Annotated in this window: 11 protein-coding genes; 3 read left to right on the plus strand and 8 right to left on the minus strand. The window is 48.5% G+C overall.

The genetic code is table 11. The annotated features are described in order from the left end of the window. Positions 1-101: 101 nt before the first annotated feature. The 8 genes from tsf to BUB37_RS14825 all read right to left on the minus strand — a co-directional run bounded on the left by tsf (position 102) and on the right by BUB37_RS14825 (position 9,283). Positions 102-926, minus strand: coding sequence for a translation elongation factor Ts (gene tsf, locus BUB37_RS14790; RefSeq protein WP_072994602.1), 825 nt, complete (start codon positions 924-926; stop codon positions 102-104). A gap of 98 nt (positions 927-1,024) precedes the next feature. Then, positions 1,025-2,140 (minus strand): 30S ribosomal protein S2, encoded by a 1,116-nt coding sequence (rpsB, locus tag BUB37_RS14795; RefSeq protein WP_072994603.1) that lies wholly within the window; start codon positions 2,138-2,140, stop codon positions 1,025-1,027. Positions 2,141-2,405: 265 nt separating this feature from the next. After that, complete coding sequence (rpsI, locus tag BUB37_RS14800) at positions 2,406-2,792, minus strand: 30S ribosomal protein S9 (protein WP_072994604.1); 387 nt, start codon at positions 2,790-2,792, stop codon at positions 2,406-2,408. Beyond that, positions 2,792-3,247 carry a 50S ribosomal protein L13 gene (rplM, locus tag BUB37_RS14805; protein WP_072994605.1) on the minus strand — a complete coding sequence of 152 codons (456 nt, stop codon included), beginning with the start codon at positions 3,245-3,247 and terminating at the stop codon, positions 2,792-2,794. Before rplM ends, rpsI begins: the two co-directional genes overlap by 1 nt. A gap of 262 nt (positions 3,248-3,509) precedes the next feature. Beyond that, a complete protein-coding gene (locus tag BUB37_RS14810; protein WP_072994606.1) occupies positions 3,510-3,845 on the minus strand; it encodes a T9SS type A sorting domain-containing protein in 336 nt (111 codons plus the stop codon). Between the two features lie 117 nt (positions 3,846-3,962). Further along, on the minus strand, positions 3,963-5,291 hold the full coding sequence (locus tag BUB37_RS14815) for a dicarboxylate/amino acid:cation symporter (protein WP_072994607.1): 1,329 nt from the start codon (positions 5,289-5,291) through the stop codon (positions 3,963-3,965). A gap of 34 nt (positions 5,292-5,325) precedes the next feature. After that, positions 5,326-8,160, minus strand: a complete 2,835-nt coding sequence (gene polA, locus BUB37_RS14820; protein WP_072994608.1) for a DNA polymerase I — start codon at positions 8,158-8,160, stop codon at positions 5,326-5,328. A gap of 127 nt (positions 8,161-8,287) precedes the next feature. Next, a complete protein-coding gene (locus BUB37_RS14825) occupies positions 8,288-9,283 on the minus strand; it encodes an isoaspartyl peptidase/L-asparaginase family protein (protein WP_072994609.1) in 996 nt (331 codons plus the stop codon). A gap of 37 nt (positions 9,284-9,320) precedes the next feature. Here BUB37_RS14825 and BUB37_RS14830 point away from each other — a divergent pair, with 37 nt between their 5' ends. The 3 genes from BUB37_RS14830 to BUB37_RS14840 all read left to right on the plus strand — a co-directional run bounded on the left by BUB37_RS14830 (position 9,321) and on the right by BUB37_RS14840 (position 11,710). Continuing rightward, the gene (locus BUB37_RS14830; RefSeq protein WP_072994610.1) at positions 9,321-10,043 is read left to right on the plus strand and encodes a copper homeostasis protein CutC; all 723 of its coding nucleotides are present in this window, start codon (positions 9,321-9,323) and stop codon (positions 10,041-10,043) included. Positions 10,044-10,091: 48 nt separating this feature from the next. Beyond that, the gene (locus BUB37_RS14835; RefSeq protein WP_072994611.1) at positions 10,092-11,321 is read left to right on the plus strand and encodes a metallophosphoesterase; all 1,230 of its coding nucleotides are present in this window, start codon (positions 10,092-10,094) and stop codon (positions 11,319-11,321) included. 92 nt (positions 11,322-11,413) lie between these two features. Beyond that, the gene (locus BUB37_RS14840; RefSeq protein WP_072994612.1) at positions 11,414-11,710 is read left to right on the plus strand and encodes a thioredoxin family protein; all 297 of its coding nucleotides are present in this window, start codon (positions 11,414-11,416) and stop codon (positions 11,708-11,710) included. Positions 11,711-11,747: the final 37 nt, after the last annotated feature.

Raw genomic sequence — 11,747 nt, forward strand, 5'->3', positions numbered from 1 at the left:
TGTCCGAATAAGTGCGTTGGGAGGCAATTTCCAAGGGCCATAAAATTAAAAAACCCGCTATTTGATAGCGGGTTTTTTTGTAATCTATTGTTTCAAGGGGCTTAGCCCAATGCTACTCTTTTGAATCCTGTAACCTCTAGGTTCGGATCGACCGATTTCAAGTATTGGGCAACGCTCTGCTTGTTGTCTTTGATAAAAGCTTGGTTGACCAAGGTGTTGTCTTTAAAGAAACGCTTCAGTTTTCCTTTGGCGATATTGTCCAACATGGCTTCGGGTTTCCCTTCTTGGCGAAGTTGATCCTTGGCAATCTCGATTTCCTTGTCGATAACCGATTGGTCAACGCCATCTTCGTTCAAGGCAACGGGGTTCATGGCTGCAGCTTGCATGGCAACATCCTTGGCGGCAGTTTCGGCACCGTCAACGGCAGCTGACAATCCGGTAAGAACGGCTATTTTGTTTCCTGCATGTATGTAGGAGCCAACAAAGGGGGCGCTTAATTTTTCAAAACCGCCGATCTCTATTTTCTCGCCGATAACACCGGTTTGCTCGGTTAGCTTGTCCTGTACGGTCATACCGTTAAAGTCGGCCGCCAAAAAAGCTTCCTTGTTGTCGTAGTTAAGGGCCAAATCGGCCAAATCGTTCGCCAAGGTAACGAAAGTATCGTTTTTGGCAACGAAGTCCGTTTCGCAATTTAGCGAGATGATCACGCCTTCGGTCTTGTCTGCGTTCACCTTGGCGATGGCGGCACCTTCCGAAGAGTCCCTGTCGGCTCTTTTGGCGGCCACCTTTTGACCCTTTTTGCGTAGGATCTCGATTGCCTTGTCAAAATCGCCTTCGGCTTCTACCAAGGCTTTTTTGCAGTCCATCATACCTGCGCCTGTGGTCTTTCTAAGTTTATTTACTTCTGCGGCTGTAATTTTTGCCATTTTATTTCCTGTTTTGCAATTGGCCTGAAGGTAGAAACGTTTTTTCTATAAAGTTTCAGGTCAATGTTATGTTATATTTAATTCTCTGGGATAATAGATTATTCGACGCCTCCCTTAACGCTGTCTTGCCATTCCTTAAGCTCGTCCCACTTGCCATCGGCTGCCATCTGGGCTTGCTTTGGCCAGGATGTGGGGTCTAGGTGGGCCATTCTGGAACTTGCCTCTGTCAAGATTTCCTTGATTTTCTCGGGGTCGCCCTTTGCCAAGTCTGCATAAGTGGCCATGCCTGCATTGGCCAATGCCTCTGCGGCTTTTGGCCCAACGCCTTCTATTTTGGTCAGGTCGTCGCCTGCGGCATCTGATTTTGCTACCTCTTCCTTGGTGGCCTCTACATCGACCTTGGGTTCTGGGGTTTTTTCCACAACGGGAGGGGCCTTGGTTTCCACGGTTTCGGGAGTGGGCTCAACGGCTGCCTTTTTTTCTTTTTTGGGCTCGTCGGCACCTTCCTTGTCCGACTGTTTTTCAGATTTGCGTTCGGCAAGGCCTTCGGCTATGGCCTCGGTTACTTGGGTCATGATGATGTCGATGGATTTCGAGGCATCGTCATTGGATGGGATCAAGTAATCGACGTCCCTGGGATCCGAGTTGGTATCGACCATGGCAAAGATAGGGATGTTCAATTTTTGGGCCTCCTTGACGGCGATGTGCTCGCGCATGGTATCAACGACGAACAAAGCGCCCGGCAAACGGGTCATATCGGAAATGGAACCTAGGTTTTTTTCCAATTTGGCACGCAAACGGTCTACTTGTAGGCGTTCTTTTTTAGATAGCGTATTGAACGTACCGTCTTTTTTCATTCGGTCGATGGAAGCCATTTTCTTTACCGCCTTTCTAATGGTAACGAAATTGGTCAGCATCCCGCCGGGCCATCTTTCCGTAATGTAGGGCATGTTTACGTTTGAAACCTTTTCGGCAACAATGTCCTTGGCTTGCTTTTTTGTGGCGACGAAAAGAATTTTTCGTCCAGAAGCTGCAATTTTCTTTAGGGCCTCTTTCGACTCCTCCAGTTTTGCAACGGTTTTGTAAAGGTTGATTACGTGGATTCCATTGCGCTCCATGTAGATGTAGGGCGCCATGTTAGGGTTCCACTTTCGTGTTAGGTGGCCAAAATGCACACCGGCTTCCAATAATTGTTTTACTTCGACTTTCGCCATTTTAAATTTAGTTTACGTTCTGTTGAATAGGCAATGATAGAGTGGTACCCCAATTGTTATGGAACAATCGGAGAGCCTCTGACATTTAGATGCTAAACTAACGGTGCCCGGCCGACTTGGGTGTCTTTAGGGTCTCCCGATAACCATTCCCCTCAAAGGAAATAGCCTTAATTTATTCGCCAAGCGGCGAACTTTCAATGAACTTGGGTTAAAAATATAATAAGCATCCTCCCAAATAAGGAGGACGCCTTGTATGCTGTTCTTCTTAACGTTTGGAGAACTGGAATTTCTTACGGGCTTTCTTCTGACCGAATTTCTTACGCTCCACCATTCTCGGGTCGCGGGTAAGAAGGCCTTCGGGCTTAAGGATCGAACGGTTTTCGGCATCTACTTCGCAAATGGCCCTCGACAAGGCAAGGCGAATCGCCTCGGCCTGGCCGGTAATTCCACCGCCGTATACATTTACCTTTACATCGTAGGCATCTTCATTTTCGGTCAAAGCAAAAGGTTGCTTTACTTTGTATTGAAGTGTAGCGGTTGGAAAGTAGTCGTTCAAATCCCTTTGGTTTACCGTAATGTTTCCTGTACCTGGGGAAACATAGACACGGGCAACAGCCGTTTTTCTTCTTCCAATTTTGTGAATAGTCTCCATTACTTGAATTCTTTTAAGTTGATAACCGTTGGTTTTTGTGCTTCGTGGTTGTGCTCGGCACCAACATACACCTTAAGGTTTCTAAAAAGCTCGGCACCCAATCTGTTTTTGGGAAGCATTCCTTTGACCGCTTTTTCCACAATTCGGGCAGGGTCTTTGGCCAAAAGTTCCTTGGCGGAAGTAGATCGCTGTCCTCCAGGGTAACCTGTGTACCTCAAATAGACTTTATCTTGCCATTTGTTGCCTGTCATATCGACCTTTTCGGCATTGATGATGATTACGTTGTCACCACAATCTACGTGTGGTGTAAAGCTCGGCTTATGTTTTCCCCTTAGCATTTTGGCCACTTTTGAAGCCATGCGGCCCAAAGTTTCCCCTTCGGCATCAACCAATAGCCACTGCTTTTCAACAGTCGATTTATTGGCTGAAACGGTCTTATAACTTAATGTATCCACTACGGTTACTTTTTAATTAAACACTTCAATCCCGATAAACGGGCTGCAAATGTACACTAATTCTATTGAATTACAAATGGTTATTCAATAATATTTTTTGATGTTTTTTACCGGTGCTTTTGTGGTCTTCCGGCAAGGAACTTGAGGTCTGGATGCCAAGGTTGGGGTTTCGAGGGCGTAGGGGATTTATCGATGGACCGGCTACGTATCGCCGTGTGGATGTGTAATGTGGAATAGGGGGCGGGGACTGTTCCTTAAGCGTTTATTTCTTGTAGAACTTGGTGCGTATTTGTTGTTCGTCGGAACGAATGGTAATGATGTAGGCTCCCGGTGCTAGGGTGTTAACGGGTATGTTAACGGCGTTGCGCCTAATTTCCCATTGTCGCGATAGGGCCAAATTGCCATAGATGTCGAAAATGGAAATAGCGGCCTTGCGGCTGTTTTTGAGTCCGAGAATGTTGACGACGTTCGTGGCGGGATTGGGAAAGACCTTTACGTTTTCAAAGGTGGCGGTGTCGGAAGGCTTTGGGGTCGATTGCCCATGGCCCATGGCGATTGCACCCATCGTTAAAACCCATAAGACCAGTATCTTTTTCATTCCTTTGTCAGCCGTACCTAGTAACGTATATCACACAACGTAGTATATGTCCGTTTTAGTCTAACATTAGGAGCGATTTAACAGTTTTTCTATAAAATTGACAACGGTGCACCAGACTCACTCTTGTTTTTTCAAGGGGACTTGGTTCGATGTGTTTCCGTAGAACCTGTTAAAGATGAGGCAGGCGGTCAGGTCCCCGGTTACGTTTACCGAAGTTCTGAACATGCCCAAAATGCGGTCTATGCCTATGATGACGATCAGGCCGTCCAAGGGTATCCCCGAACCCTGTAGTACCGAGGCAAGGACGATGACCCCGCCACCCGGAATGGCGGGCGTTCCGATAGAGGCCGCCACAACGGTAAACGTGATCAGCAATAGGTTCATGATGGTCAGTTCCATGCCATAGGCCTGGGCCATGAACAAAGTGGTTACACATTGAAACAGGGCCGTTCCGTCCATATTGATCGTAGCCCCGACGGGAATTACAAAATCACGGATATAGGAGGAAATTCCTAATTTTTCATCCGCCGTCTTCATCGATAAAGGCATCACGGCAGCCGAACTGGCGGTAGAGAAGGCCAATAATTGCGGTTCCTTAATGGCTTTAAGGAATTTTAGGGGACTTTTTTTGCCGACTACCAAGACCATGAGCAAATAGAAGGCCAGCAAGAGTATCAGCCCCAAGATCACGACCCCCATGTAGTAGCCGAGCCCCAAGAATATTTCGAATCCCGTTCTGGACAGTAAGGCGGCTATGAGGCCGAAAACGGCATAAGGTACCAGGGCCATGGCCCACGATACCACGATCATGCATATTTTCTGCACCGCTTCGGAAAAACGGATAATGGGCCTTGCGATCTCGTCCTGGAGTTGGGTAATGGCCACACCTATTATTATGGTAAAGATCACAACGCCGAGCATCTCTCCCGTTAGAATGGACTCCAATGGATTGTTGGGTATGAGATTGGAGATTGTATTCGGAATATTGTCCATAAGGTCGGTCTCTTCCACCGGTATGCTTTGGCTGTCATCGCTATGGGGAAATCCGCCCAACGACAATACGTATTGGCCAGGTTTAAAGATGAGGGTTACGATTAAGCCTAGGACTATGGCGACGACGGTGGTAAAAATAAAATAGAGTAATAGGCGGAGGCCAAAAGATTTCAGGTTCTCCGAGGTGTTGCTTACGATTCCGGTCAATATCGAGGTAAATATCAGGGGAATCATGATCATTTGGACGAGGCGCATAAAAATCTGGCCGGGCAGATCTAGCCAATCGGCCAACCGTAGGCTTATTTCTTCCGATAAAAGTCCCGTGGATGGATTGAGCAAAACGCCGGCCCCGGCCCCCAATACGAGTCCTACGATTACCTTGAGCCATAGCTGCCCCTTGATGAGGCGGTCTAAGTGGGTGGATAAATGGTTGATAGGTCTAAATTCTATCATGGCACTTGCACTGTTTGACGGCTCGGGGGTCTAATCAATGCGCCTCGAGCCAATTTTGGCCTATGCCTACCTCTACGTCCAAGGGAACCGGTAGTTCAAAGGCATTTTGCATTTCGGACTGTATCATGGTCTTAAGTTCGTCCAGTTCGGGCTTATAGATGTCAAAGACCAATTCATCGTGTACCTGCAAGAGCATTTTAGATTTAAAATTGCCCTCCGCAAGCTTTTTGTGGATGTTGATCATGGCTATTTTTATAATATCGGCGGCACTTCCTTGAATAGGGGCGTTGACGGCATTTCGTTCGGCCGCCCCGCGTACAATGGCATTGCTGCCGTTGATGTCCTTTAAATACCTGCGTCTGCCCAAAACGGTTTGCACATAGCCGTGTTCGCGGGCAAAATCGATTTGCTCGCTGATGTAGTTTCTCAGTTTCGGGTAGGTTTTGTAATAGGTATCTATGAGTTCCTTGGCTTCCGAACGCGAGAGGTCCGTTTGGTTGCTGAGGCCAAAGGCCGAAACGCCATAAATGATTCCGAAATTGACGGTTTTGGCGTTGCTACGCTGTTCACGGGTCACTTCCTCAAGAGGTACGTTGAATACTTTTGAAGCGGTGGAGGCGTGGATGTCCTCACCGTTTTTAAAGGCTTCGATCATCGTGGTCTCCTCACTTAGGGCGGCAATGATCCGCAATTCGATCTGCGAGTAATCCGCGGCCAATAGAACGTAGTTTTCGTCCCTGGGTACAAAGGCCTTGCGCACCTGTCTACCGCGTTCGGTCCGTATCGGAATGTTTTGGAGGTTGGGGTTGTTACTACTTAAGCGGCCCGTGGCGGCAACGGTCTGCATGTAGTCGGTGTGTATGCGGCCGGTGGCGGGCTGTACTTGCTCGGGCAATGCGTCGACATAGGTGCTTTTAAGTTTTGCCAGCCCACGGTATTCCAATACGTCCCTGATGATCTGGTGGTCTTTGGCCAAATAGGAAAGTACGTCCTCCGAGGTGGAATATTGTCCTGTCTTGGTCTTCTTGGGCTTGTCCACCAATTTCATTTTGTTGAAGAGGATCTCTCCCAATTGCTTTGGTGATCCGATGTTGAACTCCTCACCGGCGGCCTCGTAAATTTTTCCTTCAAGGTCTTTAATATCGTTGTTTAGGTCTTCGGACAGGGAGTTCAGGAATTTTTCGTCGAGCCTGATTCCTTCCAGTTCCATATCCGCCAGAACCCTCAGTAGTGGAATCTCTATATTGTTAAAAAGGTCTTCCGTTTTGGCTTCGGCCAGTTCGGGCCTAAAATGAGCTGCCAACTGAAGCGTAATGTCGGCATCCTCTACGGCATATTCCGTTTGTTGCTCCAAGGGAACATCGCGCATGTTCAACTGGTTCTTGCCCTTTTTGCCTATCAGCTCGGTGATGGATACAGGCGTGTAGTTGAGATAGGTTTCCGATAACACATCCATATTATGGCGCATATCGGGGTTGATCAGGTAGTGGGCCAACATGGTATCGAAAAGTTTTCCCTTGACCTGTATGTTGTATTTGTGCAGCACCTTGATGTCGTACTTCAGGTTCTGTCCGACTTTTTCGATACCTTCCGATTCAAAGAAGGGCCGTAGTTGTTCTATAAGCTGTTGGGCTTCCTCTTTGTCTTCAGGAAAAGGAATGTAAAAACCTTTGGTAGCTTCCCATGAAAAGGCGATACCGACCAAGTGGGCTTCCAAGGGGTTGATCGAGGTGGTTTCCGTATCAAAACATACCGAGGTCTGCTTCATCAAATTTTGGAGAAAGAGTTTCATGGCCATCCCCGGGGTCACACTTTGATAGGCGTGCGCCACGTCTTTAATGGTTTTTCGGCTCGAGCTGTCTTTGATGGTGGCCGGTGATGCCCCGTCGCCTCCAAACAGGGAAAACTGGCCGCTGCCTGCCGATGAAGATGCTTTTTTTGTGGTAGGGGTGCCATTTTCTTGTGATGGGTCGGCTGCTTCTTCTTGGGAAAATAATTTTATGAATTGGTCCTTGAGCCTTCTAAATTCGAGCTCCTCAAAAATTTCCTGTACTTTTTCGGCATCGGGTACCGACAATTCATAGTCCTTGGCATCAAAGGTAACATCGCAATCGGTACAGATGGTGGCCAGTTTTTTGGAAAGCAGGCCGAGCTCTTTGTGCTCTTCCACTTTTTCCTTCATTTTGCCCTTTAGCTGGTCGGTATTTTCAAGAAGTCCTTCCATGGAGCCAAACTGGGCAATGAATTTTTTGGCGGTCTTGTCGCCCACACCGGGTAACCCGGGAATGTTGTCACTGGCGTCTCCCATCATGCCCAAGTAATCGATCACCTGTTCGGGGCGTTCGACGCCAAAACGTTTCTGGACTTCGGGAATGCCCCAAATTTCGATGCCGTTGCCCATTCTGGCAGGGCGGTACATAAAGATGTTTTCGGATACCAATTGCCCAAAATCCTTATCGGGGGTTACCATATATACCTTATAGTCTTCCTTTTCGGCCTGTTTGGCCAAAGTACCTATGATATCATCGGCTTCCCAGCCTTCCAGAACGACCGAGGGAATATGCATGGCCTTAAGAATGTCTTGAATATAGGGCACCGCAATGCGGATGGCATCGGGGGTTTCGTCCCTGTTGGCCTTGTATTCAGGGAAAAGTTCGGTACGCTCGGCACTTCCGCCCTTGTCGAAACAAACGGCGAGGTGGTCGGGTTTTTCACGTCTGATCACATCAAAAAGAGAATTCATAAAACCCATAATGGCACTGGTGTCCATTCCTTTGGAATTGATCCTGGGGTTCTTTATAAGGGCGTAATATCCACGGAAAATCAGCGCATATGCGTCTAATAGAAAAAGTCTTTTTTGATCGGACATGTGTTCTGTGTTTATAGTGCGAAGTTAGAAATACAAAATAGGAAAACCTGTAAAAAAATACGGTACTTCTCGAAAAGAAAACAAAAAGAGCAGGTTGTGCCCGCTCTTTTTGAGGTTGTTTTGCGGCCTAGTTTTTCTGATAAAAACTGTTGACCGGAACATTTTCGTGTCCGGCCTCGGTGTACTGTCGGTAGGTGAAGCCGGGGTGTACGCAATATCCGCCCGTCTCGCCTTGTTTGTTGATGGCCAAAAAGCCGATTTGGAAGTCCTTTCTGTCCTTGTTCTTTTTCATGATGCGCTTGACGCCTTCTTCACAGGCTTTTTGCGGACTCATACCTTGGCGCATCAACTCGACGATCAAGAAACTGCCTACGGTGCGGATCACTTCTTCGCCCACGCCCGTGGCGGTAGCCCCGCCCACTTCGTTGTCTACAAAAAGGCCGGCACCGATAATGGGGGAGTCGCCCACTCTTCCGGCCACTTTATAGGCCATGCCGCTGGTCGTGCAGGCGCCGGCAATGTCCCCGTTTTTGTCAATGGCCAGCATGCCTATGGTATCGTGGTTTTCGATATTGATGGTGGTTTCGTATTTAGAGGTTTTTTTCCACTCTTCGTATTGCTTACGGGTACTCTCGGTAAGCAGGTCCTCTTTCTTAAAGCCTTGTTCGTAGGCGAATTTTTCGGCGCCCCTTCCTGCCAGTATGATGTGGGGGGTCTCTTCCATTACCTTTCTGGCCACCGATACCGGATGTGCGATGTTCTGCAGGTAAACCACCGAGCCACAGTTACCGTCCTTGTCCATGATACAGGCGTCAAGGGTAACGTTGCCGTCGCGGTCGGGCCTTCCTCCCTTGCCGACCGTTTCATTGGTAACATCGGCCTCCTCCACGCGAACGCCCTGTTCGACGGCATCCAATGAAGAGCCTCCGGCTTGCAAGACCTCCCACGATTTGGCCGTGGCGTTTTTAAAGTTCCAGGTGCAAACGGTAATGGGGCGAACGGCTGCTTTTTTAACGTCTTTGTTGCTTTCCTCCATTTCATTGCTGTACGACGAGAGAATAGGTGCGGAAAGGGCCCCGGCAGCGGTGAGGCCTGAATTTTTTAAGAATTTTCTCCTTTTCATTCGAGGTTGTTTAATTTAGTGCCCTAAATATACATATATGTTGGTAGAAGTATGTGCCAATTCACTGCAATCTGCCCTCAATGCGGAAAGGGGGAATGCCGACCGCATAGAGCTTTGTTCGGAGCTGGCCGTAGGGGGGGTTACGCCTTCCTATGGCTTGTTGAAGGCCGTGAGGGAGCAGGTCTCGATTCCCGTACATGTCTTGATACGCCCTAGAAGCGGCGATTTTACCTATTCCGATGTTGAGTTCGATATCATGCTGGAGGATATCAGGCTCTGCGTCGACTTGGGTTTTGACGGTATCGTTTCAGGGGCCTTGCACAAGGATTTTCAAGTAGACCGGGAACGTACCGGACGCTTGGTCGAAGCGGCCGGAAAGCTCCGTTTTACCTTTCACCGTGCCTTTGATTGGGTGGTCGATCCCATCGAGGCCCTGAAGGAGCTCGAAGGGCTCGGGGTAGACACCATCCTTAGCTCAGGGCAGCGTCAATCGGCCCTGGAGGGCATGCCCCTCTTGCGGGCGCTTCACGAAAATGCCGTCAACTGCACGATCATGCCCGGGGGAGGTATTAGGGTCGAAAACGCCGAAAACTTTAAAAATGCAGGGTTTGCGGCAGTGCACCTATCCGGCACCTCATTTTTGCCGACCTTGGGGAGGGCTCCGAAGGTGTCGATGAATTCGCCGGCCTTTCTTAGGGATGGCGAGATAGCCGTTTCCGATGATGCTGCCATAGCGCAAATAGTGAAAGTGGTTAAATAATATGTAAAGGGGCCGCGCCCTTTGATTTTTCCCAATACCTTTGTTGTTATGCTACGTTGGATTCTATTCATTATTATTTATACGGTTTTGGGCCTGTATACCTTACAGGCGCTGCGAACGGTAACCAGACACCCGTGGGTGCACTACCTCTTTATCGCCATTTCGGTATTGGTGTTGGGCAATTTTATCTACCAATTCACCTTTGGCGAGGCCGAGGGCCGGGTGTTGAGCCGGCCGAAGAGTTATGCCTTCGGACTCCTGTTGACCGTTTTGGTGTTTCAATTGGTAACCATTCTGTTTTTGTTTTCCGAGGATATTTTTAGGCTGGTGGCCGCATGGTACCAGAAACTGTCCGGTAGCGAAAAGAGCTTTACCCTGCCCGAAAGACGGCGGTTCATAAGCCTTTTGGGTCTGGGGCTGGCAGCTGTTCCCTTTGGGGCCCTGCTCTATGGGATGTACCGTGGGAAATACAATTTTCAGGTGCTGAGGTACAGTCTCGAGTTCGATGACCTGCCCGATGGGTTTGATGGCTACCAGATCACGCAGATTTCCGACATACACAGTGGAAGCTTCGACAATAGAAAGAAAATAGAATACGCGGTCGACCTGGTCAACCGTCAGAAAAGCGATGTTATTCTTTTTACGGGCGACATGGTCAACAACAAGACCGAGGAGATGTTGCCCTGGGCGGAGCTTTTCTCGTCCCTTGAGGCCAAGGACGGTAAGTTTTCGGTACTCGGAAACCACGATTATGGCGACTATATCGAATGGGATACGGAAGAGTCGAAGCGCCAAAACCTGGAAGATTTAAAAAGCTTGCAGCGCCAAATGGGCTTTGATCTTTTGCTGAACGAAAACCGCTACCTAAAGAAAGGGGCAGACAAAATAGCCTTGATAGGCGTCGAAAATTGGGGCCGGGGCGGTTTTAAGAAGGCCGGTGACCTGAAAAAGGCCACCTCGCAGGTCGCTGAGGACGATTTTAAGATTTTAATGAGCCACGATCCCTCGCATTGGGAAGATGTTGTGCTGAAAGACGGGCTTCACTATCATTTGACCTTGAGCGGACATACCCATGGGATGCAGTTTGGGATCGAGATACCCGGATGGGTCAAGTGGAGTCCCGTCAAATGGCGTTACAAGTACTGGGCGGGTATCTACAAGGAAATGGGCCAGTATATCAACGTCAACCGGGGATTCGGCTTTTTGGGCTATCCGGGTCGGGTAGGAATTTGGCCCGAAATAACCGTCATAACCCTAAAAAAGAAGTCCTTAACATGATTTTAACTAGGCTTGGGGGCCACAATACTAAGCACTTAGATGGTATTTTGGCATTTTTTACTACATTTGGCGAATAACGTAAAGCCGATTATATGTCTAAATTTGGTGAACTTATAGATTTGAAAGTCCCTGTTCTATTGGATTTCTATGCCGAATGGAGCGAACAGTCTACCGCCATGCACCCTGTTCTTAGAGACGTTGCGGCTGCCTTGGGCGATAAGGGAAAGGTTATCAAAATTGATGTGGACAAAAACAAGGAGCTTTCGCAGGCATTGCGGGTGAAAGGACTTCCTACCTTGATGATATACAAGAAAGGCGAAATGGTCTGGCGCCAAAGTGGCGAGCAAGACGCCAATACGCTGATAGGCATCCTTAACGAATACATCTAGTAGTTCGCCATGCCGCCGATTCCCTTCGGCCGGCCCT

Source organism: Pseudozobellia thermophila, assembly GCF_900141855.1.
In the GTDB taxonomy this organism is placed as follows: Bacteria; Bacteroidota; Bacteroidia; order Flavobacteriales; family Flavobacteriaceae; genus Pseudozobellia; species Pseudozobellia thermophila.